Origin of the sequence: Streptomyces marinisediminis (assembly GCF_026262575.1) — a bacterium.
Classification (GTDB): Bacteria; Actinomycetota; Actinomycetes; order Streptomycetales; family Streptomycetaceae; genus Streptomyces; species Streptomyces marinisediminis.
Genome location: NZ_JAPKFL010000004.1, coordinates 54,484 through 75,856, shown reverse-complemented (window position 1 = coordinate 75,856; position 21,373 = coordinate 54,484). Strand labels below are relative to the sequence as shown.

The 21,373-nt window shown below is 75.5% G+C and carries 18 protein-coding genes; 10 read left to right on the top strand and 8 right to left on the bottom strand.

Going from position 1 to position 21,373, the window contains the following annotated elements:
* Window positions 1-16 precede the first annotated feature (16 nt).
* Both OSB71_RS04570 and OSB71_RS04565 read right to left on the bottom strand, forming a co-directional pair.
* Window positions 17-730, bottom strand: coding sequence for a L,D-transpeptidase (locus tag OSB71_RS04570; RefSeq protein ID WP_265944451.1), 714 nt, complete (start codon window positions 728-730; stop codon window positions 17-19).
* A 502-nt stretch (window positions 731-1,232) separates the two neighbouring features.
* The gene (locus OSB71_RS04565) at window positions 1,233-1,952 is read right to left on the bottom strand and encodes a MerR family transcriptional regulator (protein ID WP_265944775.1); all 720 of its coding nucleotides are present in this window, start codon (window positions 1,950-1,952) and stop codon (window positions 1,233-1,235) included.
* A gap of 249 nt (window positions 1,953-2,201) precedes the next feature.
* On the opposite strand from OSB71_RS04565, the gene OSB71_RS04560 reads away from it, so the two are divergent.
* Genes OSB71_RS04560 through OSB71_RS04550 form a run of 3 tightly spaced genes read left to right on the top strand, consistent with a single transcriptional unit; the run spans window position 2,202 to window position 5,550 of the window.
* Window positions 2,202-3,731, top strand: coding sequence for a flavin-containing monooxygenase (locus OSB71_RS04560; RefSeq protein ID WP_265944449.1), 1,530 nt, complete (start codon window positions 2,202-2,204; stop codon window positions 3,729-3,731).
* Window positions 3,728-4,675: an alpha/beta fold hydrolase gene (locus OSB71_RS04555; protein WP_265944447.1), complete on the top strand. Its 948-nt coding sequence runs from the start codon at window positions 3,728-3,730 to the stop codon at window positions 4,673-4,675. Before OSB71_RS04560 ends, OSB71_RS04555 begins: the two co-directional genes overlap by 4 nt.
* Window positions 4,672-5,550 carry an SDR family oxidoreductase gene (locus tag OSB71_RS04550; RefSeq protein WP_265944444.1) on the top strand — a complete coding sequence of 293 codons (879 nt, stop codon included), beginning with the start codon at window positions 4,672-4,674 and terminating at the stop codon, window positions 5,548-5,550. The genes OSB71_RS04555 and OSB71_RS04550 overlap by 4 nt, the downstream gene beginning before the upstream one ends.
* 215 nt (window positions 5,551-5,765) lie before the next feature.
* Here the strand turns inward: OSB71_RS04550 and OSB71_RS04545 are convergent, their stop codons facing one another.
* Both OSB71_RS04545 and OSB71_RS04540 read right to left on the bottom strand, forming a co-directional pair.
* Window positions 5,766-5,954, bottom strand: a complete 189-nt coding sequence (locus OSB71_RS04545; RefSeq protein ID WP_265944443.1) for a hypothetical protein — start codon at window positions 5,952-5,954, stop codon at window positions 5,766-5,768.
* A 94-nt stretch (window positions 5,955-6,048) separates the two neighbouring features.
* Window positions 6,049-9,468, bottom strand: coding sequence for a S41 family peptidase (locus OSB71_RS04540; RefSeq protein ID WP_265944441.1), 3,420 nt, complete (start codon window positions 9,466-9,468; stop codon window positions 6,049-6,051).
* A 327-nt stretch (window positions 9,469-9,795) separates the two neighbouring features.
* On the opposite strand from OSB71_RS04540, the gene OSB71_RS04535 reads away from it, so the two are divergent.
* From OSB71_RS04535 to OSB71_RS04525, 3 genes are all read left to right on the top strand, one after another.
* Complete coding sequence (locus OSB71_RS04535) at window positions 9,796-12,042, top strand: MMPL family transporter (protein ID WP_265944439.1); 2,247 nt, start codon at window positions 9,796-9,798, stop codon at window positions 12,040-12,042.
* 176 nt (window positions 12,043-12,218) lie between these two features.
* Window positions 12,219-12,704 (top strand): BlaI/MecI/CopY family transcriptional regulator, encoded by a 486-nt coding sequence (locus tag OSB71_RS04530; protein ID WP_416237191.1) that lies wholly within the window; start codon window positions 12,219-12,221, stop codon window positions 12,702-12,704.
* A gap of 5 nt (window positions 12,705-12,709) precedes the next feature.
* Complete coding sequence (locus OSB71_RS04525) at window positions 12,710-13,642, top strand: M56 family metallopeptidase (protein WP_265944435.1); 933 nt, start codon at window positions 12,710-12,712, stop codon at window positions 13,640-13,642.
* A gap of 190 nt (window positions 13,643-13,832) precedes the next feature.
* Here the strand turns inward: OSB71_RS04525 and OSB71_RS04520 are convergent, their stop codons facing one another.
* Window positions 13,833-14,051 (bottom strand): hypothetical protein, encoded by a 219-nt coding sequence (locus OSB71_RS04520; protein WP_265944433.1) that lies wholly within the window; start codon window positions 14,049-14,051, stop codon window positions 13,833-13,835.
* 815 nt (window positions 14,052-14,866) lie between these two features.
* On the opposite strand from OSB71_RS04520, the gene OSB71_RS04515 reads away from it, so the two are divergent.
* A complete protein-coding gene (locus OSB71_RS04515; protein ID WP_265944431.1) occupies window positions 14,867-16,186 on the top strand; it encodes a hemolysin family protein in 1,320 nt (439 codons plus the stop codon).
* A complete protein-coding gene (locus OSB71_RS04510) occupies window positions 16,183-17,202 on the top strand; it encodes a hemolysin family protein (RefSeq protein ID WP_265944429.1) in 1,020 nt (339 codons plus the stop codon). Before OSB71_RS04515 ends, OSB71_RS04510 begins: the two co-directional genes overlap by 4 nt.
* Window positions 17,203-17,221: 19 nt before the next feature.
* Here the strand turns inward: OSB71_RS04510 and OSB71_RS04505 are convergent, their stop codons facing one another.
* A complete protein-coding gene (locus OSB71_RS04505; protein WP_265944427.1) occupies window positions 17,222-17,662 on the bottom strand; it encodes an SsgA family sporulation/cell division regulator in 441 nt (146 codons plus the stop codon).
* Between the two features lie 515 nt (window positions 17,663-18,177).
* Between OSB71_RS04505 and OSB71_RS04500 the strand changes: the two genes are divergently transcribed.
* On the top strand, window positions 18,178-19,446 hold the full coding sequence (locus OSB71_RS04500; RefSeq protein WP_265944774.1) for a serine hydrolase domain-containing protein: 1,269 nt from the start codon (window positions 18,178-18,180) through the stop codon (window positions 19,444-19,446).
* Between the two features lie 22 nt (window positions 19,447-19,468).
* Here OSB71_RS04500 and OSB71_RS04495 read toward each other — a convergent pair whose 3' ends face one another.
* Together OSB71_RS04495 and OSB71_RS04490 are read right to left on the bottom strand one after the other, a co-directional pair.
* Window positions 19,469-19,966 (bottom strand): CAP domain-containing protein, encoded by a 498-nt coding sequence (locus OSB71_RS04495; protein WP_265944425.1) that lies wholly within the window; start codon window positions 19,964-19,966, stop codon window positions 19,469-19,471.
* Between the two features lie 278 nt (window positions 19,967-20,244).
* Window positions 20,245-20,673, bottom strand: a complete 429-nt coding sequence (locus tag OSB71_RS04490; RefSeq protein WP_265944422.1) for a hypothetical protein — start codon at window positions 20,671-20,673, stop codon at window positions 20,245-20,247.
* 420 nt (window positions 20,674-21,093) lie between these two features.
* Here OSB71_RS04490 and OSB71_RS04485 point away from each other — a divergent pair, with 420 nt between their 5' ends.
* A complete protein-coding gene (locus tag OSB71_RS04485) occupies window positions 21,094-21,372 on the top strand; it encodes a hypothetical protein (RefSeq protein WP_265944420.1) in 279 nt (92 codons plus the stop codon).
* Window position 21,373: the final 1 nt, after the last annotated feature.

The following is a 21,373-nucleotide window of genomic DNA, read 5'->3' as shown; positions in this document are numbered from 1 at the left end:
GGCGCGCGGCCGCGCCTCACGTGCCGGGCTTGCGGCCCCAGACGTGGACGTCGTCACCGGACTTCAGCAGGCTCCAGTACTTCTTCGCGTCCGCGTCGCGCATGTTGACGCAGCCGTGCGAGCCGGGCGGGGACCACACGCTGCCCTTGGTCGCGTGGAAGGCGATCCCGCCGTCGAAGAACTGGCTGTAGGGCATGGGTACGTGGTACAGCGTCGACCAGTGGTTCTTGTTGCGCCAGTAGATCTTCTTCGCCCCGGTGCGCGTCTCGGCGCCGTCGCGCCCGGTGCGCACCGGCACGGGGCCGTAGACGAGCCTGGCGCCGTCCTGCACCCAGCTCAGTTGCCGGGTGAGGTCGACGCAGGCGACGCGGCCCTTGTTCGTGGGGCACGCGCGCGCCTTGTTCGGGTTCTTGCCCGCCGCCTTCTGGGTGTTCATCAGGCTCATCACGCCCCAGGTGATGGGACCCGCGTAGCCGACGTTCGGGGCGATGCCGTGGGTGGTCTGGAAGCCCCGGATCGCCCGGCAGTCGCTGCCGGACTGCCTGCCGTCGACCGGCAGGCCGAGGAACTTCTCCACCTGCCGCTGGTACGGCCCCGCGCTCGGGTTGCAGTACGCCGCCGCCTGTGCGGGCGCGGCGGTGGCCACCAGCCCGAGCGGGGCCGCGATCGCGGCCGCGGCCGCCAGCGCACCGGCCCTGCGCCGCCGCGATCCGCCGTTCTCCCGTGCCATGAGGTGCCTCCCTCCCTGCCGCGCGGCTCCGGCGCTCACCGGGTGAGGCCGCGCGGTAGGTAGACGGTCGCACCCCGGGTGACGGTCGCGCTACGGCGCCTGCCCCGCGCTCGTGCCGACGCGGGGGCGCACCGTGCCGCGGGCTCCCGGGGCGCGCGGGAGCGGAACGCGGTGCGCGTCGGCGAGGCGCGCCGCGCACGCCGGCTTTCACGCCCCCGCCCGCGCCGCCCGCGCCGCCCGCCGGTGGTGCGGGCGGTTCCACATCCGGCGGGTGCGAAGCCGTCGTCCCCGGTCGGCGCGGCGGGTCGGTGTCCAGCCGCCCGTGCGCCGGGCGGGGACGACGGTTCCCCGGGCCCCCGGGGCCGGCCGGTGGGGAGCCCGCCGCCCGCCCCGCGCTCCGGTGGTGCGGGCGGTCCCGGCCCGGTCGTGGGCGGGCGCGGGGGGTTTCCGGCCCCGGTCGGCGCGCCGGGCGGCGTCCACCTCTCGGCGTGCCGCCCGCGGGTTATGGCCGCTCCGGCTCGTCCGGGGCCGGTCGGGCGGAGAGCCAGCGCTCGAACTCGACGCGGACGCGGCGGTCCAGGGCCATGGCGAGTTCGGCGTCGACGACCTGCTTGGTGTGCGGGCGCAGCCGGTCGACGGCGGCGGTGGCCTCCGGGAGCGGCCGGCCGGCGGTGAGCAGGTGGTCGGCCAGGATGCCGCCGAAGACGGCGGCGATGGCCTCGACCTGGTGGCGCACCTGGCGGGCCCCGGCCAGCACGGTGGCCAGCGGGATGCCCTCGCGCACCAGTACGGCCGAGGCGTCCAGCAGGCGGCGGCTGACGTGCACGATCTCGTCGCCCTCGATGGAGAGGTAGCCGAGGGCGATGGACTCGGAGAGGTTGTCCGGGGTGTCCTCGCCGGGGAAGTGCGCGGCAAGCTCCTCGGGGGTGAGGCGGACCGGGGTCTCCTCGGCGAACCGGGGGGCCGGGGCGGGGCCCAGGCCCAGGAGTTCGGCGGCGCTGCGCGAGTCGCGGCCCTTCTCGAACGCCGTCAGCAGGTCCGCGATGCCGCCGAGGGTGTGGCCCCGGGCCAGGAGGGCGGCGATGGTGCGCAGCCGGGCGAGGTGGTGTTCGTTGTACCAGGCGATGCGGCCCTCGCGGCGCGGCGGGGGAAGCAGTCCGCGCTCGCGGTAGAAGCGGACGGTGCGGACGGTGATCCCGGCCTGTTCGGCCAGCTCGCCCATGCGGTACTCGCGCTCCGCGCCGGGCGCGGACGGCGCGCCGACGGTGTCGGACGCGTCCCCCGGCCGGTCGGAGTGCTGCTCGTCGAAGATCCCCACTCGGCCCAGCCTATGCCGGATCAGGTCGGGCACCGGCAGGTGCAACCGGCGGTAACTTTTTTCGCGCGCACCCCCTACCCATGAGTACGCGGCTCCCCTACAGTGCAACTGCGCCAGTGATTGCTGGCACGGTTCAGACCGGGAGGGCGCGGCATGGCCGAGCGGGAACACGAGCACGTACGGGTGGCGGTGATCGGATCGGGGTTCGGCGGCCTGGGGGCCGCCGTACGGCTGCGCCGCGCGGGCATCACGGACTTCGTGGTGCTGGAGCGGCGGGACGCGGTCGGCGGGACGTGGCACGACAACACCTATCCCGGGTGCGCGTGCGACGTCCCCTCCCACCTGTACTCCTTCTCCTTCGCACCCAACCCGGACTGGCCCCGCAGCTTCTCCGGGCAGGAGCACATCCGGGCCTACCTGGAGGGCGTCGCCGACACCTTCGGACTGCGGCCGCACATCCGGTTCGGCCACGAGGTGCTCCAGGCCACCTGGGACGGCGACGCGCTGCACTGGGTGCTGGAGACCTCGCGGGGCACGTTCAGCGCCGACGTGGTGGTCTCCGCCACCGGGCCGCTGTCCGACCCGAAGATCCCGGACATCCCCGGGCTGGAGAGCTTCCCCGGGAAGGTCTTCCACTCCGCCCAGTGGGACCACGACTACGACCTGCGCGGCAAGCGCGTCGCCATGATCGGCACCGGCGCCTCCGCGATCCAGATCGTGCCCGCGATCCAGCCCGAGGCCGGCCGGCTCACCCTGTTCCAGCGCACCCCGCCGTGGGTGCTGCCCCGGGTGGACCGGCGCATCAGCGGCGCCGAACGCAAGCTGCACCGCGCGCTGCCGCTCACCGGTTACCTGCGCCGCCAGCTCCTGTGGGGCATCCGCGAGCTCCAGGTGAGCGCGTTCACCAAGCACCCCGGCGAGCTGGGCGTGGTGGAGAAGCTGGCGTCCGCGCACATGCGGCGCGCCGTCAAGGACCCGTCCCTGCGCCAGCGGCTCACCCCGGACTACCGCATCGGCTGCAAGCGCATCCTGCTGTCCAACTCCTACTACCCGGCGCTCGCGCGGCCCAACGTCGACGTCGTCGCCTCCGGGCTGAAGGAGGTGCGCGGCAGCACGCTGGTGGCCGCCGACGGCACCGAGACCGAGGTGGACGCCGTCATCTTCGGCACCGGCTTCCACGTCACGGACATGCCGATCGCCCAGCGCGTCAAGGGCGCCGACGGCACGACGCTGGCCGAGGCGTGGCGCGGCGGCATGCAGGCGCTGCGCGGCGCGAGCGCGGCCGGGTTCCCCAACTTCATGACGATCATCGGGCCCAACACCGGGCTCGGCAACAGCTCGATGATCCTCATCATCGAGGCCCAGGTGAACTACCTGATCGACTACCTGCGCCAGCTCGACACCCTCGGCGGGCGCGTCGCGCTCGACGCCCGCCCCGAGGCGGTGACGGCCTGGAGCGACCACGTCCAGGAGCGGATGAAGCGCACGGTGTGGCAGACCGGCGGCTGCGAGAGCTGGTACCAGGACGCGTCCGGCCGCAACACCACCGTCTGGCCGGGCACCACCGCCGAGTTCCGCCGGGTCACGCGGCAGGTGCGGCTGGCCGAGTACCACGTCCTGCGCCCCGGCGGCCCGGCCCCGGCCGGCGCCCGCGCGGCCACCACCGAGGAGGCCGCCATATGAGCCGTGTGCCACACGTGCTCTACGGGCCCTACGCGCCGCCCGCGCCCGGCCGCGAGTTCGACGTCACCTCCAGTACCGGGGCGCGGCTGCACGTCGCCGAGCACGGCCCGGCGGACGGGCCGACGGTGGTGCTCGTGCACGGCTGGACGTGCTCCATAGCCTTCTGGGCGCCGGTGATACGCCGCCTGGTGGCGGACGGGCACCGGGTCGTCGCCTACGACCAGCGCGGGCACGGCCGTTCGTCCCCCACTCCCGGCCGCTACAGCACCCACGCGCTCGCCGACGACCTGTGCGCCGTCCTGGAGGCGGTGCTCCCGCCCGGCCGGCGGGCCGTGCTCGGCGGGCACTCCATGGGCGGCATGACGCTCATGGCCGCCGCGTCCCGCCCCACGCTGCGCCACCGGGCCGCCGCGCTCATGCTGTGCAGCACCGGCGCCGAGCACCTGTCGCGGGAGGCCCGCGTCCTGCCGCTGCCCGGCCGCGCCGCGCGCGGGCTGGCGCACCGGCTGCTGCTGGGCGCCTCGCTCCCGCTCGGCCCGGTGACGCCGGTGACCAGGCGCGCGCTGACGTACGCCACGATGGGCCCGGGTGCCACGCCCGACCAGCAGGAGGCGGTGGCCCGCGTCGTGCACGCCTGCCCGCGCCGGGTCCGGGCGGGCTGGGGCGCGGTGCTGCACACCCTCGCGCTGGCGCGCGAGGTGCCGCGGCTGACCGTGCCCACGGCCGTCGTCGTCGGCACGCACGACCGGCTGACGCCGCGCCGCCACGCCCGTGAACTGGTCGCCGCGCTGCCGCACTGCGTGGGGCTGCACGAGCTGCCGGGCCTCGGGCACATGACACCCGTCGAGGACCCGGCGGCGGTGGCCGACGTCCTGCGGGACCTGGTGCGCGACCACCTGGTCGCCCCGGGCGTACGGCGAAGTGAGTGGGAGGAGACGGCATGAGGCGCTGGAACCTGGACGGCCAGGTAGCGGTGGTGACCGGCGGCGCGCGCGGGGTGGGCGCGCTGATGGCGCGCAAGCTGGCGGCGCGCGGCGCGCGGATCGCGCTGGTGGGCCTGGAGCCGGAGGAGTCGCGGAAGGTCTGCGCGAGCCTGGCCACCGAGAGCGCGTACTGGCACGCGGACGTGACCGACGACGCCGCCATGGACGAGGTCGCCCGCAAGGTGCGGGACCACTTCGGCACGGTGGACGTCGTCGTGGCCAACGCGGGCGTCGCCTCCGGCGGCCCGTTCGTGAACTCGCGCGCGGACTCCTGGCGCCGGGTGATCGAGGTGAACCTCATCGGCGGCGCGGTCACCGCGCGGGCCTTCCTGCCGCTGCTGCTGGAGTCCCGCGGCTACTTCCTCCAGGTCGCCTCGCTGGCGGCGATCACCCCGGCGCCGATGATGACGGCGTACTGCGCCTCGAAGTCCGGCGTGGAGGCGTTCGCGCACAGCCTGCGCGCGGAGGTCGCCTACCGGGGGGTGCGGGTCGGCGTCGGCTACCTGAGCTGGACGGACACCGACATGGTGCGCGGCGCGGACGCGGACGACCTCATGCGCGACCTGCGGCAGACGCTGCCGTGGCCGGCGAACAAAACCTATCCGCTGGAGCCGGCGGTCGAGCGGCTCGTCGAGGGTGTCGAGCGGCGCGCGCACCACGTCTACGGGCAGTGGTGGCTGCGCGGCATGCAGGCCGTGCGCGGCTACCTGCCGCCGCTCATCGGCTCGGTGGGGGCGGGGAAGGTGGCGAAGTTCGGCCCCCGGATGGAAGCCGGCCCCCGGCTCACCGGCCTGGTGGGCGCGGGCGGCGCGGCCGACGAGCGCGAGCGGGGCTGACGCCCGGTCCGGTGGCCGCCGCCGGGGGCGCCGCCGCCCGGGGCGCGCCGCGCTCCCGGGCGGCGGCGGCCACGCGGACCGGGCCTTCGGGCCCCGCGCGCGGGCACCGGGCGGGCGGGTCGGCCCGTCCGGCGCCCGTCCTCGCGCCCCGCGGCGGGACGTGCGTGCCGGCGGCGTCCCGAGGGCTGCGGGGGCGTGTTCCGGCCGGGTGGCGCTCAGCGGTCGCGGTCGCGCGGGTCGTCCCGGTGCTCGTCCGCGGGCTCCACGCGGTCGCCCGCGGGGGCGCCCAGGTGGTCGCGGTCGTCCTGGAGGCGCTGCTGTAGCTCCTCGCCGCGCTCCTCCTCGCGGTCGGCGGCGTCCCGCCCGCCCCGCGCCGCGTCCTCGGACCGGTCCGGCATGCCCATGTCGCGTCCACTCCCCGTGCGGTGAGGTCGGCGGCTCAGCGGTCGTCGAGCCGCTTCCCAGCCTGCCACGGGGCCGCCTGTCGCGCAGGCCGGGCTAGCCGCGCGGTGGGAGGGGCGGGCGGCGCCGGTCGGGGACGGCGTCGTAGCCGGGCGGGGTGCTCGGCGGGTGCTCGGCCAGGAGTTCCAGCGCGGTGCGCACGGCGGTGCCCAGCACGGTGTAGCGGCCCTCGGCCCAGTCCAGCGGAGTGCGCAGTGCCTCGATGTCGGGCGCCACGCCGTGGTTCTCCACGTCCCAGCCGTACGCGTCGAACCAGGCGGCGTTCATCGGCACCGTGATCACCGTGCCGTCGCCCAGCCGGTGGCGTCCCGTCATGCCGACGACGCCGCCCCAGGTGCGGGTGCCGACCACCGGCCCGAGCCCGAGCAGCCGGAACGCGGCGGTGATCATGTCGCCGTCGGAGGAGGTCGCCTCGTCGGCCAGCGCGACGACGGGGCCGCGCGGCGCGTTGGAGGTGTAGGAGACCGGCTCGGCGTCGCGGGTGAGGTCCCAGCCGAGGACGGCCCGGGTCAGGCTCTCGACGACCAGCTCGCTGATGTTCCCGCCCGCGTTGCCGCGCACGTCGACGATGAGCGCGGGCCGGGAGACCTCCATGCGCAGGTCGCGGTTGAACTGAGCCCAGCCGGAGCCGCCCATGTCCGGGATGTGCAGGTAGCCGCACCGGCCGTCGCTCAGCTCCCGTACCACCGCGCGGCGCTTGGCGACCCAGTCCTGGTAGCGCAGCGGGCGTTCGTCGATCAGCGGGACGACGGCGACGCGGCGCGCGGGTCCGCCGCCGTCCGGGCCGCGGAAGGTCAGCTCCACGGTGGTGCCGCCCGCGCCCGCCAGCAGCGGGCCCGGACCGGCGACCGGGTCCACCGGACGGCCGTCGACGTGGGTGAGCACGGCCCCGTCGCGGATGCCGGAGCCGGCCAGCGGGGAGCGGGCCTTGGAGTCCGAGGACTCGCCCGGCAGGATGCGGGAGACCTGCCACGCGCCGTCCCCGGTGTGGGCGAGGTCCACGCCCAGCAGCCCGATCGGACGCCGGTAGTGCGGCGGGCCCTCGTCGCGGCGGGGCGGCGCGACGTAGGCGTGCGAGGTGCCCAGCTCGCCCAGCACCTCCCGCAGCAGGTCGGCGAACTCGTCGGGGCTGGCCACCCGGTCCACCAGCGGGCGGTACTGGGCCAGCACGGCGTCCCAGTCGATGCCGCACATGCCCGGGTCCCAGAAGTAGGTCCGGGTGACGCGGCCCGCCTCCTCGTAGGCCTGCCGCCACTGGGCGCCGGGCCGCACTTCGTGCAGGATGCGGCGCAGGTCGAGCCAGACGGTGGTGTCCGCGTCGCCCGGCTCGGTGGCGGGGACGGCGCGCAGGTCGCCGTCGTCGTTGACCACGATGCGGGTGCCGTCGCCGCTGACGGCGAAGGAGTCGGCGTCGACGCTCAGCTCGGTGCGCCGGGCGCGGGCCAGGTCGAAGTGCTCCAGGGTGGGGCGTCCGGAGGTGTCGGCGGGGTTGGCGAACGTCTCGCCCAGCGCGCCGGAGATGGGGTAGCGCAGCCACAGCAGCCCGCCGCCCGCCACGGGGCGCAGTCCGCTGTACTTCGACGCGGTGACGGGGAACGGCGTGACCCGGCTGGCCAGGCCTTCCGCCTCCACCATGACGGGGCGGTCCTCGCCCGCCCCGCCCGGCAGGTCGTGCGGGTCCAGCCCTCCGGCGGCCGGGCGGCCCTCGGGGTTGAGGGCGAACGGCGACGGCGTCGCCGAGGACAGCGGCACCAGGTGCGGGCGGCAGCCCAGCGGGAAGGACAGGTCGCCGGTGTGCACGTCGTAGACCGGGTCGAAGCCGCGCCAGGACAGGAAGGCCAGGTAGCGGCCGTCGCGGGTGAAGACGGGCTGCTCGTCCTCGAAGCGGCCGTCGGTGACGTCCAGCACCGTGCCGTCGGTCAGCCGGGCGATGCGGATCTGCCGCAGCGTGCGCCCGATGCCGGGGTGGGACCAGGCCAGCCACCGGCCGTCGGGGGAGAACGCCAGGTCCCGCACGGGGCCGTTGCCGGAGGCGACCAGCTCGGTGACCGGTGGTTCGGTCGCCGGGGCCGCGGCGGCCGGTTCGGCCGCCTCGGCCGCCTCCGCCCGGCCGGCCGTTCCCGGCCGGGCGGGCGGTCCGTTCGCCGCGGCCGGCCCGGCGGCGCCGTCGGCCAGGACGGCGTCGAGCTCCAGGAGCAGCAGCCGTCCGTCGTGCGTGGCGACGGCGAGCGTGTCGCCGTCGGGCGAGGCGACCAGCTCGTGCACCCGGCCCAGCCGCCCGGCGGCACACCGCAGCGGGTTCTGGCCGCCACTGGCCCGGGGCAGGTAGGCGATCTCGACGGCGTCCTCCCCCTCGGCGTCGGTGACGTAGGCGATGCGGCCGGTCGAGCCCAGCATCTCCGGCAGCCGCACCCGCACGCCCGGCGCGGTGGAGATGACGCGGGCCGGGCCGTCGCGGTGGGTGAGCCAGTACAGGCTCCCGCCGACGCACACCGCGCTGGCCCGTCCGGTGGTGTCCACGGCGAGCGCGTCCAGGTGGAGCGCGGCGGGCACCTGGTAGGCGCGCCGCCCCGTGCGCGGACCGCACAGCTCGACGGCCAGCCGCCGCGGCGTCGCGTCCGGGGCGAGGTCGTCCACCAGCCACAGCTCGCCCGCGCACTGGTAGACGACGCGGGTGCCGTCGGTGGCGGCGTTGCGGGCGTAGAACTCGGCGTGGTCGGTGTGCCGGCGCAGGTCGGAGCCGTCGGGCCGGCAGGAGTACAGGTTGCCCACGCCCTCGTGGTCGGAGAGGAACGCCACCCGCCAGGCGGGGCGGCCGTCGGGGCCGGCGTGCCGCTCGCGGACGAGCAGCGGGCTGTCGAGGTGGCCGGCCAGGTCCGGCAGAAGCCGCTCGCCGTGCAGCCACAGCCGTCCGGCCGCGCCGCCCCGGTAGCGCTTCCAGGCGGCCGGCTCGTGCGGCGGCTTGCCGGTCAGCAGCAGCGTGCGCCGCTCGCCGCCGGGGTAGCCGTGCAGGTCGGCCACGGCGATGTCCGCGCACGGGCCCCACGGGAGCCGGCCGCCCGGGCCGCCGTCCAGCGGCAGCCGGTAGGCCCAGGTGAAGTAGGAGAAGGGCTGCCCGTGCGAGGCGACGGCCAGGATGTCGCCGTCCGGCGTCCAGCCGCACACCCGGGTGTCGGGCGCGCCCCAGTACGTCAGCCGCCGCGCCGGGCCGCCCGCGGCGGCGACCAGGTGGACCTCCGGGTCCAGGTTGCGCCAGTTGGTGAAGGCGATGTGCCGCCCGTCGGGGGAGAAGCGGGGCGGCCCGGTGCGGGTCCGGTCCACGGTCAGGCGCCAGGCGCGGCCCGGGCGCTCCCCCCGGGGGACGAGGGGGGCGGCCCACAGGTCGTCCTCGGTGACGAAGCAGAGCAGCTCGCCGTGGACGTGCGGATAGCGGAGGTACGCGGCGTCGTCGCTCACCCCTCTTATGGTTCGGCCGCGCCGGGGCCCCGGCAACTCGGCGGGGCCCCGGCGGGCCGGACGGGGACGTGGGAGCGGAACGCTCCGTTCCGCGCGGCGGGTGTGACGTGCGCCTCAGTGCGGCCGGACGGCTCACACGGACCGGGCCGCGCGGCGTCTCTTCTGGCAGGGACTGTCACTTCGTGCACCGTCCCGCCCGGCGCGGCGCCGCACCACGCGACCCCGCGCCACACCGCACCGCACCATCCCGCACCCACGCGGAACCACGCACCCAGCACCAGCCAGCACCGCGGGTCACCACCGCCCGAACAGACCGGAGAACGCTCCGTGGCCACGTTCCTGTACCGACTCGGACGGCTCGCCTTCCGGCGCCGCCGCATCGTCGCCCTGCTGTGGGCGGCGCTGCTCGCGGGCGTCATCGGCGCGGCCTCCGTCGCCTCCGCCCCGCCCGACGACGACTTCGCCCTGCCCGGCACCGAGGCGCAGGCGGCCTTCGACCTGCTGGAGCAGCGCGCCCCCGAATACGCCGCCGACGGGGCCCAGGCCCGCATCGTCTTCCGCGCGCCGGACGGCGCCAAGATCACCGAAGACGGCCGCCCCGAGGCCGTCGAGCAGGTGCTCGGCCGGCTCGACCCCGAGGAGAACCCGCAGCTCGCCGGGGTGCTCAGCCCCTTCCAGGGCGAGGGGCAGATCAGCCGGGACGGCACCGTGGCCTACGCGTCGGTCACCTACCAGGTGCCGACCATGGAACTCACCGAGGAGACCCGCACCGAGCTCCGGGACGCCGCGGCGGCCGGACGCGAGACGGGGCTGACCGTCGAGGTGGGCGGCGACGCCCTGTTCACCGAACCCGACATGGGCCAGGGCGAGATCATCGGCATCGGCGTGGCCGCCGTCGTCCTCGTCCTCACCTTCGGCTCCCTGGTGGCCGCCGGGCTCCCGCTGCTCACCGCGCTGCTCGGGGTGGGCGTCGGCGTCACCGGCATCACCGCGCTCGGCGCGACGCTGGGCCTGTCCGCCACCACCATCACGCTCGCCATGATGATCGGCCTCGCGGTCGGCATCGACTACGCGCTGTTCATCGCCTCCCGCTACCGCGCCGAACTCATCGCCGGGCGCAGCCGCGAGGAGGCGGCGGGCCGGGCCGTCGGCACCGCGGGCTCGGCGGTCGTCTTCGCCGGGCTCACCGTCGTCATCGCGCTCGCCGGGCTGATGGTCGTCGGCGTGCCGCTGCTCACCAAGATGGGGCTGGCCGCCGCCGGCACCGTCGTCGTCGCGGTGCTGGTGGCCATCACCCTCGTCCCGGCCGCGCTGGGCATGGTCGGCAAGCGCATCTTCGGCCGCAAGGTCCGCGCGGCCAACCCGGAGACCGGCGTGCCCGCGCCCGCCGCGCCGGACGCCCGGCCGCCGCTGGGCGTCCGCTGGGCCCGGCTCACCCTGCGCCGCCCGGTGCTCGTCCTGCTCACCGCCGTGCTGGGGCTCGGTGTGCTGGCCGTCCCGGTCGGCTCGATGAACCTCGGGCTGCCGGACGAGGGCAACCAGTCCACCTCGACGACCCAGCGCCGCGCCTACGACCTCATAGCCGAGGGCTTCGGGCCGGGCTTCAACGGCCCCCTGCTGGCCGTCGCCGACCTCGCCGACGTGCCCGCCGACGAGCGGGAGCGGGTGGCGGGCGAGCTCGCGCAGGAGGTGGGCGCCGTCGACGGCGTGGTCGCCGCGTCCCCGCCGCAGCTCAACCGCGACGGCGACCTCGCCGTCATCCAGGCCATACCCGAGTCCCGCCCCAGCAGCCCGGCCACCGAGCGGGTGGTGCGGGACCTGCGCGAGCGCTCGCAGGACCTCCGGGCGGACACCGGCGCGACCGTGCTCGTCTCCGGGGCCACCGCCATCGCCATCGACTTCTCCCAGGTGATGGACGACGCCCTGGTCCCCTACCTCTCGCTCGTCGTGGGGCTGGCGTTCGTGCTGCTGCTGATGGTCTTCCGCTCCGTGCTGGTGCCGCTGAAGGCCGCACTCGGCTTCCTGCTGTCGGTGCTCGCCGCGCTCGGCGCGGTCGTCGCCGTCTTCCAGTGGGGCTGGCTCGCGGAACTCATCGGCGTGGAGCAGACCGGGCCGATCATGAGCATGATGCCGATCTTCATGGTGGGCGTGATCTTCGGCCTGGCGATGGACTACGAGGTCTTCCTCGTCACGCGGATGCGCGAGGCCCACGTCCACGGCGAGCGGCCCGGACAGGCGGTCGTCACCGGGTTCCAGCTCGGCGCCCGGGTGGTCACGGCGGCGGCCGTCATCATGATCAGCGTCTTCGCGGGCTTCATCGGCGCCGGGGACGCGATGGTCAAGATGATCGGCTTCGGCCTGGCCGTCGCGATCCTCTTCGACGCCTTCGTCGTCCGCATGGCCATCGTCCCGGCGGTGCTCGGCCTCCTGGGCGACAAGGCGTGGTGGCTGCCCCGCTGGCTGGACCGCGTGCTGCCCAACGTCGACGTGGAGGGCGAGCGGCTGCGGCAGCACCTCGCGCGCTCGGCGCCGACGGTGCCGGCCCAGCGCGAGGGCGACCCCGCGCGGGTGTGACGGCGACCGCCCCGGCCGGCGGACGGCTCCCCGGAGCCCCCGCCGACCGGGGCGGTCCGCGCTCGGCGCCGGCCCGCACGCGCCGCCGACCCGCGCGACGCCCGCGATCCGGACCGAGTTCCGGGGCCGTCCGGTACGCCGCCGGACGGCCCGGAGAAACCAGGGGCCTCTATACGATGTCCGTCCGGGAAACGGAGGGCTGCGGAAGGGAGGCGGACGTGGCGGATCACCCGCGGCGTCCTCGGCGGCGGGGGCAGGGGGAGCTGGAGGCACTGGTCCTGTCGGCGCTGCGTGCGGCCGACGGTCCGGCGACCGCGGGCTGGGTGCGGGAGCGCCTGGGCGGCGACCTCGCCTACACGACGGTGGTCACGATCCTGACCCGGTTGCTGGCCAAGGGGGCGGTCACCCGGGAGCGGTCGGGCCGGCCCTTCGCCTGGGCGCCCGCGTCGGACGAGGCGGGCCTGGCCGCCCGGAGGATGCGCGGCGTGCTGGACGCCGAGAGCGACCGGGAGGCGGTGCTGGCGCGCTTCGTCACCGGCCTCGGCCCGGACGACGAGCGGCTGCTGCGCGAGCTGGTGGGCCGGTCCCCGGACGAGGGCGACGCCCGGGGCGAGGGGGACCCCCGGGGCGAAGGAGACGCCCGGGGCGAGGGGGAGGGCTGACCCTCGTGGGAGTCTTCGTCTTTCTGCCGCTCGTCCTCCCGTTGACGGCATGGCCGATCGCGCGGCTGGCCGAGCAGCACCTGCACCCGCGCACCGCGACCGCGCTGCTGACCGGGGTGGCGGCGGTCATGGTCGTGTGCAGCACGGTGTGTCTCGGGCTGGTCATGGTGGTCGGCACCGCCCAGCTCCCCGGCAACCCGTTGCCCGACGGCTGGTCCGACCCGGAGGTGCGTGCGGCGGTCCCCTACGACGAGGTCGCCGGCAAGGCGGCCGTCCCCGCGCTCGCCGCGGTGATCGCCGCCTGCGGGCGGACGCTGTGGCGGCACGCGCGGGTGCGCCGCCGCGCCCACCGCGCGCTGGTCGGGCTGCCGGGCAAGCGGGTGGCCGTCCTGCCCGACGCCGTCCCGTACGCGTACGCGCTGCCGGGAGGCGGGCGGGACCGCGTCGTGGTGAGCACGGCGCTCCTCGCCCGCCTGGAACCCGCCGAGCGCCGGGCGCTGTTCGCGCACGAGCGGGCGCACCTGGCCGCCCGGCACCACCGCTTCCTGCTCACCGTGCAGCTCGCCGCCCGGGCCAACCCGTTCCTTCGGCCGCTGCGTACCGCGGTGTCGTACACGGCCGAGCGGTGGGCGGACGAGGAGGCGGCCCAGGTGGTCGGCGACCGCCGGGCCGTGGCCCGCGCGATCGGCAAGGCGGCCCTGGTGTCACGTGGCACCCCGGCGCCCACGCTGGCGGGTCTCGCGGCGCCGGGGCCGGTACCCCGCCGGGTGGCGGCGCTGCTCGGCCCGGCGCCGACGGTGTGCCGCTGGCCGCCGGTGTTCACGTCGGTGGGGCTGGCGATGTGGGGTGCCGCGGCCGGAGCCGCCGTGTCGGCGATGTCGTCGGCGAACTCCGCGGTGACCATGATCGCGATCCTGCACGCGGCGACGCCCCTGTGAGGACGGCTCCCGGCCTCGTCGACGGCACCGGCCGCGCCCGGGCCGATGCCGGTGCCGCCCACGCCGAGTGAGCCGGGCAGCCGTGCGCACACCAGCGTGGTGTCCACCCCGTGCGGGTACGTCTCGTCCCGCGGTGAACGCCGCTCGCCGGGGTGCGCGGCGCCCACCGCGGTCTCCGACCGGTCACGTGTTACCTGGTGCTGTCCAGCGCGGCGAGCGCCTGTGCCCAGCGGGCGTACTTCAGGTCGGCCAGGTCCGCGACCGTCTTGACGCCGAACGCCTCCTGGAGCAGCTCGCCGTCACGGTCGGACACGCCCTTCAACGCCGCCACGGGGGCGGCCAGTATCTCGGGCAGGCTCTTGTCAGCCCACGCCTTGTCCAGCACTTTGTCCAGGTCGATCGAAGCCATGTGCCACATCCTCCAACGGTGCGAGGCCGCCTCGCGCGCGGTCCTTCTACAAACGCGTAGAAGTATAGGGGGAGTTGGGGCGGCGGGGGCGGGCTTCCCGCCGTGGGCGAGGAAGGGCCGAAACCCGCTCACCGGGTCGTCCGTTCGCGTACCCGACGTGCTTTTCGTCGTCCCTTTGGTAGCCCGCGCCGGATCGGTCCGCGCACCGAGCGGGGGAGGCGTCGGCGGACGCCCCTTTGCCGCTCCTTTACAGTGGTGTAGAAGCAGGCGAGCCCGCTTTCGGCCACTGTCGTCGTCCGGTACCCCGTCGTCGTGAGAGGGAGTGACGTGCCCAGGATGGGTGAGCCTCCCTAGAACCGGCTGTGCCGTGACGCTCCTCGCCCCCCGCGGGCGGGGGCGGGCACGGCGCGGTGACCGCGGTCCCGCCGACCCCCTCGCCGCGTGCGCCCGGGCCGCCCGCCTCCCCGCGTCGCACCTGACCGCCCGGGCGGGCGTCCCCCTCCGCCGGGCGCCTCCACGTACCGCACCGCGGGCGGGCGGGAGCCGTCCCGCCGTCGTGGCGGGTGCGAGTGGCGGGGTGGTCGGCCGGTGGTGACGGGGGACGTGCCGCCCGAGCCCGCGGGCCGACGGCCTCCCCGGGGGGACGCGCGCCCCACCGACGTGCCGCGAGCCCCCGATTCCAGTACCCCACCAGCGCGCAGCCGACCGACAAGGAGTCACAGCATGCCCACCGAACCGGCGGGTGCCCCCGGGCACGGCCCCCGACCCTCCCGCCCTCCGGCCACCGAGTACGGCGTGTGGCGGGGTGAGCATCGTTGAACGCCGTGCTCGGGCTGCTGGCCGTTCTCGTCCTGACCGCCGGTACCGGCTACTTCGTCGCCCAGGAGTTCGCCTACGTCTCCGTCGACCGGCTCGCGCTGGCCCGGGAGGCCGAGCGGGGCGACAAGCGGGCCGCCCGCGCGCTGAAGGTGCTCGAACGGCTCTCCTTCATGCTGTCGGGCGCCCAGTTGGGGATCACCGTCACCGGCCTGATCGTGGGGTTCATCGCCGAGCCCTCGGTGTCGGCCGTACTCGGGCCGGCGCTCACCGGACTGGGCGTCCCCGACGCCGCCATCACCGGCATCTCCGTGACCTCCGCCTTCGTCCTGGCCACGGCCGTGCAGATGGTGCTGGGGGAACTGGCGCCCAAGAACCTCGCGATCGCCGTGCCGGAGCGGCTGGCGAAGTCGCTGGCCGCCTCCACGCTGGCGTACCTGAAGGTCGTCGGCCCGGTGGTGCGGGTCTTCGACGGAGCGGCGAACAGGCTGCTGCGCGGGATCGGCATCGAACCGGTGGAGGAGCTGCACCACGGCGCGACACTGGAGGAGCTGGGCCACCTGATCGGCGAGTCCCACGAACAGGGCCAGCTCCCCAAGGACACCGCCGAGCTGCTCGACCACGCCCTGGAGTTCTCCGACCGGGCGCTCGACGAGGTGATGGTGCCACGCGTCGACGCCGTCTTCGTCCGCAAGGAGGTCACCACCGCCGAGGCGGTACGGCTCATCGCCGCGCACGGGCACTCCAACTACCCGGTACTCGGCGAGCACCCCGACGACGTCGCCGGAGTGCTCGGCGTGCGGGAGCTGGCCCGGCTGTCCGCCGACCGGCTGTCCGGCACCACCGCGGGGGCGGTGGCCCGCCGCCCCCTGCTCCTGCCCGACACCCTGTCCCTGCCCGATGCCGTGCGGCAGATGCGGGCGGCCGACGACGAGTTCGCGGTCGTCCTGGACGAGCACGGCGGGGTGGCCGGCATCGTCACCTACGAGGACATCGCCGAGGAACTCGTGGGCGACATCGCCGACGAGTCGGACGTCGTCACCGAGGTCGCGGTCGCCGACGGGCGGGGGTGGCTGGTGGACGCCGGGCGGCGACCGGACGAGGTGGCCGACGTGACCGGCGTCGAGCTGCCTGACGAAGAGGACTACGACACCGTGGCCGGGCTGATCGTCTACCGGCTCGGCCGGTTCCCGGCCATCGGGGACCGCGTCACCGTCGAACTGCCCGACGGTGACCAGGCGGTGATCGACGTACGCACCCTGGACCGGCACGTGCCCGCGCGGGTCCGCCTCCAGCGACTGGGAGGAACCCAGGCATGAGCTTCCCGATGGCCCTCTTCGTCACCGTGCTGCTGCTCATCGCCAGTGGCTTCTTCGTCGCCGCCGAGTTCGCGCTGGTCGCCGCCAAGCGGCACCGCGTGGAGAAGGCCGTGGCCGAGGGTCGACGCGGCGCCAAGGCCGCGCTGGCCGGCATGCGCGAGCTGTCCCTCATGCTGGCCGGTGCCCAGCTCGGCATCACCGTCTGCACCCTGGGCCTGGGCTCGGTCTCCAAGCCCGCCATCTCCCACGCGCTCGACCCGCTGCTGTTCCAGCTCGGCCTGCCCAGCGCGCTCAGCTACGGCGTCGCCTTCGCCGTCGCCATGACCGTGGTCGTGTTCCTGCACATGGTGGTCGGTGAAATGGCTCCGAAGTCGTGGGCCATCGCCCACCCCGAGCGGTCCGCGATGCTGCTCGCCCCGCCGTTCCGCGGCGTGGTGAAGGCCGTACGGCCGCTGATCTGGTTGCTCAACCACATCAGCAACGCGCTGGTACGCCTGTGCCGGGTCGCTCCGCGCGACGAACTGGCCTCGGTCCACAACCGCGAGCAACTCACCCGCCTCGTCGTCGAGTCCGAACGGCTCGGCCTGATCAGCAAGGGCGACTCGGAACTGATCACCAACTCGCTCACCGAGCCGCAGACCCCCGTCGGCGACCTTCGGGTACCGGCCGAGGAGATCATCTCCGTGCCGGCGGGGGCGGGGGTCGACGCCGTCCTCGCCACCGCGGCCGAGCACGACCGCAGCCGGCTGCTCGTCCGTGACGGACCGGAGGTGGTCGGCTCCGTGCACACGCGCGACGCCCTGGTCTCCCGCAGCCGGGGGCGTGCGGTCACCGCCCGCGAGCTCGCGCGGCCCGTACCCGAACTGGCCGAGCGGGACACCGTGGGCCACGCCATCGAGCAGCTCCGCCGGCGTCGCGCCTCCCTCGCCGTGGTGCGCGACGACGCGGGGCGGCTGGTCGGCCTGGTCACCCTCGACGACCTGCTGGCCCGCCTCCTGCACCCCAAGGGGGCGTGACCGTGGGCCCGGCCCCGGCTCAGGCCAGCAGGGCCGCGATGGCGGCGTCCAGGTCGAGGCGGCGCGTCTCCTCGGCGGCGGGGACGAAGGCGTACGTCGCGGCGAGGAAACGATCCAGCTCCTCCGTGCCGAGCTCCACCAGGGCCGCGCCCTGCGCGGCCCGCAGCTCCAGCGTCGTGCGGCCGGGGCGGTGGGACCAGAACCGCACGTCGCCCTCGCCGGCCGGCCCCCGCAGCGCGGCGGCCAGCAGCTCACGCCCGAACACCCACGTCACCTCGGTACCCTCCAGCGCGGCCTCGGCCGGGAAGGTGACGGCGAGCGCCAGCGGGTCGGCGCTGTCGTAGTGCAGGGTCGCGGCGACGTGCTCGGCCGCGGGGCGGCTCAGCAGGCGCGCCCGCACGGTGTGGTCGATGGTGATCGGGGTGGACGGCATGGAGGGGGTGGACGGCGGGAACGGCATGGTCAGTGCTCCTTCGCGGGCGGTTGCCCGTCGCCGTGTAAGACTCCCGAACCCCGCCTTCGGTACCGCGCGAAAGCTGTGAGCTGCCCCACAGCGGCTCCGCGTCCCGGCCGCGCCGGAAGCGCCGCGCCCGCGCGCACCGCGGCGTCCGGCGGGGCGGGGCGTGCCCGCCGGTGGCGCGGCGACGGGCCGAAAGCCTCCGAACCTCCCGCGCGCCCGGTGACGCGGGCTCAGCCGGCCTTCGACGCGCGGACGTTCGCGACGGGCCGGGGCCATCCGGTCGCCCGCCCGCGGAGCCGCCGGGGGCCCGGGCCGCCGCGCGGCCGCCGGCCGGAGCCGTCCCCCCGGGGCGGCCGAAGCGGTCGGCGGCCCCGGCCGGAACCGTGGCCGCGACCCCGGCGCTGCCGTGCCGCCGGACGCATAGGACCATGGACCGGGGCCGGGCGCCTTCCCGCCGCCGCCCCCGCAGACCGTTCGCCGACCAGAGCAACAGGAGCACCAGCGCAGTGACCGCAGTGACCGACGTCCAGGGCACGGTGGCCGCCGGATACGAGCCGGTCCTGCACGCCTTCCAGCGCTGCTTCACCGAGCGCGGTGACGTCGGCGCCGCCGTCGCCGTCTACCGGGACGGCGTGCCGGTGGTGGACCTGTGGGGCGGCCGGGCCGAGGCCGACGCGACGCCGCCCGGGGCGCCGGAGGCCGGGGCGGACGCTGCCGGGCCGGACGCAGACGCGCCCGGCGACGCGCCCGCCGCCCCGCCGGAGGGCACCCCCGCCCCCCGGCCCTGGACGGCCGGCACCGCGCAGGTCGTGCGCTCGGCCACCAAGGGACCGGCCGCGGCCGTCCTCCACCTCCTCCACCAGCGCGGCCGCATCGACCTCGACGCGCCCGTGGGCACCTACTGGCCGGAGTTCAAGGCCCGGGGCAAGGACGGCGTCCTCGTCCGCCACCTCCTCGCCCACCGCGCCGGGCTGCCCGCGCTGGACGCTCCGCTCACGCCCGAGCAGGCCCGCGACGGCGTCAGCGGTCCGCGCGCGCTCGCCGCCCAGGCACCGCTGTGGGAGCCCGGCACCGCCCACGGCTACCACCCGTACACCTACGGCTGGCTGCTCGGCGAGGTCGTCGCCCGGGCCACCGGGTGCACGCTCGGCCGGTGGTTCGCCCGCGAGATCGCGGCGCCGCTCGGCCTGGACCTGTGGATCGGCCTGCCCGACGCCGCACGGGCCCGCGTCGGCCGCGTCGCCACCGGCCAGGCGCCCGCCCCGCCCGCGTCCGCCGGGCTGCGCCTGCGCGCCAAGCCCACCGTCGCGGCCGCCTACGCCGACCCCGGCTCGCTCACCCGGCGCGCGTTCGGCGCCGTCGCGCCCCACCCGGACGAGAACGACCCCGCGCACCTCGCCGCCGAGCACCCCGGCTCCGGGGGCGTCGCCACGGCGCGGGCGCTGGCCCGGTTCTACGCCGCCCTCATCGGCCCCGTCGACGGTGTGCGGCTGTACGCCCCGGCGACGCTCGCGCTGGCACGCAGCGAGGAGTCGGCCGGGCCCGACCGCACGCTCGTCGTCCGCACCCGCTTCGGCTCGGGCTACATGCTGCACGGCCCGGCGGCCCCGATGCTCGGCCCGGCCTCGTTCGGCCACCCCGGGCGCGGCGGCCCGCTGGCCTTCGCCGACCCGGAGGCCGGCGTCGCCTTCGCGTACACGACGAACACCATGCACGCCTCGGTGACCTCCGACGCCCGCCCGCAGGCCCTGGTCCGCGCGCTGCGCGGCTGCCTCGACGCGTAGCCGCCCCGCGCGGACCGAACAGCTAGCGCCTGGTGCCGACGACCTGGACCCACCACGTCGAGGTCTCGCCCCGGGTGACGCCCACGCCGACGTCCCGGTAGCCGCAGTCCAGGATGATGTCCCGGTGCTCCGGGCTGCCCAGCCAGGCGTCGACGACGGCCGCGGCGTCACCGTGGCCGTCGGCGAGCGTCTCCCCGAGCCGCCCGGCCTCGTACCCGGCCGCCCGGGCCCGCTGGAAGACGCGGGAGCCCCCCGCGCCCCGGTGCGACAGCACCCGCCGCTCGGCCAGGTGGGCGCTGTGCGCGTCCGCCGCGGCGTCCAGGGCGCCGTCGGGCCGCAGCGCGCCGCAGCCCGCCTCGGCGCGGTGCGCGTTGACCAGCTCGACGACCCGGCTGCCGGAGCGCGCCGCGTCACCGGTCCACTCGGCCGAGACGGGCGCGGGCGCCGCCAGCGCGCACACCGCGACCAGCGCTCCCACGAAGGCGGTGCCCGCACCGCGTCGCAACGACTTGTCGCTCATGTTCTCCCGTTTCTCACGAGGTGCCCGCCGCGTGCGCGAGCGGTGTAGGGGGTGTAGTGCGGAACGGAAAGGGAACAGTAGGAGAGGGGAAAGGGAGGAGAAAGGGAGGGGAATACGAAAAACGCGGACGGCCCTCCGGTCGCCACGCATGGAAAACAATGCGGTGCGGCGTGCAAAAGGTGCCGGTAATGGTGCGAACGGAGGGCGCTCCGCGAAGTGAAGGAGCCGTTTCCGGCTGTCCGCTGCCGTGTGAACAGCCGGAAACGGCGATCTTCTCCTTACTTGCAGAAGAGGTTGGTCGGAACGGTGTAGTCGACGTACTCGTACTTGCCGTCAGCGCGGGTCCAGTAGACCGTGCGCAGTTCCTGTCCGTTGTTCTGGTTCGTGTAGTAGTGCGGGCTCTCCGTGGCCCACTGCCACTCGCCGGAGTTGTCGTTGCCCGAGCGGTAGGCGACCAGGCCGTCACGCCAGTTGGCGTTGTTCGGCTTCTTGTTGTAGAGGCCGTACCAGTCCCTCGGCGTCAGAATCGACCCTTCGAAGCCGATGACGATCTTGCCGGCCCGGCACTCGGGCGTCGTCGCGTTCGGCGTGCCTCCGCGAAGTGTGTCGGCCGCGTCGTCCGCCCCGTTGGCCGAGGCCACGGGGGACAGGAGCGTCGCTCCGAGGCAGGCCGCCGCGGCGAGGGCCACGGAGAATACCTTCCGCATGATTTTCCCTTTCGTGAAGGAACGGGTTGACGGAAAACAGCCTAGGGAGTTTCGGGCGCGCAGTTCCATCACTCGACCGAGTGAGTGGTGCACAGTGAAATCCATGCTGTCGATAGGTGGGTATTCGCCGGAGAATCGTTTTTCGCGTCCGCGACGGTGAGGGAAATGCGCCAGATCTGGAACGGTGCAGAAACGATATGTCTGTGACGGGAGGAAACTCCGGTCGCCTCGTGCGGCGGGAGGGCGAATGGTTCCTGGCCGGAAACCGTCGCCGGCCCGGCGTGTACGGAGCGCGCAGGTCTCCCCACGGCATGCGGCGACCAGGTGAACTCCGCCCGGGCGGGGAGTGGGCGCGCACCCGGCGCGGTAACACCCGCTGCGGACCCCGCGAGCGGGGCCCCGAGCCGAAGGAGAACCGCCATGCGCGTCCGTACCGCACTCGTCCCGGCGGCCCTGGTCGTGGGCGCCGCGCTCGGCGGCGCCCACCCCGCGACCGCCGCCGTGGCGCCGCCCCAGAGCCCGCACGGCCACCAGGGCCAGCACGGCCACCAAAGCCAGCACGGCCACAACCACAGCCACCACAGCCACCACAACCACTACGCGCCGGTCGTCGTGGTGAGCACGGGAGAGGTCGACGACCCCATGGAGGACGTGCTGGAGCACACGCTCAACTTCGGCGACGGCTACACCTGGGACTGAG

Bases quoted from the DNA above. Each gene is read 5' to 3' on its own strand.
- OSB71_RS04570 (WP_265944451.1), bottom strand. From the start codon at position 730: ATGGCACGGGAGAACGGCGGATCGCGGCGGCGCAGGGCCGGTGCGCTG.
- OSB71_RS04565 (WP_265944775.1), bottom strand. From the start codon at position 1,952: ATGGGCGAGCTGGCCGAACAGGCCGGGATCACCGTCCGCACCGTCCGC.
- OSB71_RS04560 (WP_265944449.1), top strand. From the start codon at position 2,202: ATGGCCGAGCGGGAACACGAGCACGTACGGGTGGCGGTGATCGGATCG.
- OSB71_RS04555 (WP_265944447.1), top strand. From the start codon at position 3,728: ATGAGCCGTGTGCCACACGTGCTCTACGGGCCCTACGCGCCGCCCGCG.
- OSB71_RS04550 (WP_265944444.1), top strand. From the start codon at position 4,672: ATGAGGCGCTGGAACCTGGACGGCCAGGTAGCGGTGGTGACCGGCGGC.
- OSB71_RS04545 (WP_265944443.1), bottom strand. From the start codon at position 5,954: ATGGGCATGCCGGACCGGTCCGAGGACGCGGCGCGGGGCGGGCGGGAC.
- OSB71_RS04530 (WP_416237191.1), top strand. From the start codon at position 12,219: ATGTCCGTCCGGGAAACGGAGGGCTGCGGAAGGGAGGCGGACGTGGCG.
- OSB71_RS04520 (WP_265944433.1), bottom strand. From the start codon at position 14,051: ATGGCTTCGATCGACCTGGACAAAGTGCTGGACAAGGCGTGGGCTGAC.
- OSB71_RS04510 (WP_265944429.1), top strand. From the start codon at position 16,183: ATGAGCTTCCCGATGGCCCTCTTCGTCACCGTGCTGCTGCTCATCGCC.
- OSB71_RS04505 (WP_265944427.1), bottom strand. From the start codon at position 17,662: ATGCCGTTCCCGCCGTCCACCCCCTCCATGCCGTCCACCCCGATCACC.
- OSB71_RS04495 (WP_265944425.1), bottom strand. From the start codon at position 19,966: ATGAGCGACAAGTCGTTGCGACGCGGTGCGGGCACCGCCTTCGTGGGA.
- OSB71_RS04490 (WP_265944422.1), bottom strand. From the start codon at position 20,673: ATGCGGAAGGTATTCTCCGTGGCCCTCGCCGCGGCGGCCTGCCTCGGA.
- OSB71_RS04485 (WP_265944420.1), top strand. From the start codon at position 21,094: ATGCGCGTCCGTACCGCACTCGTCCCGGCGGCCCTGGTCGTGGGCGCC.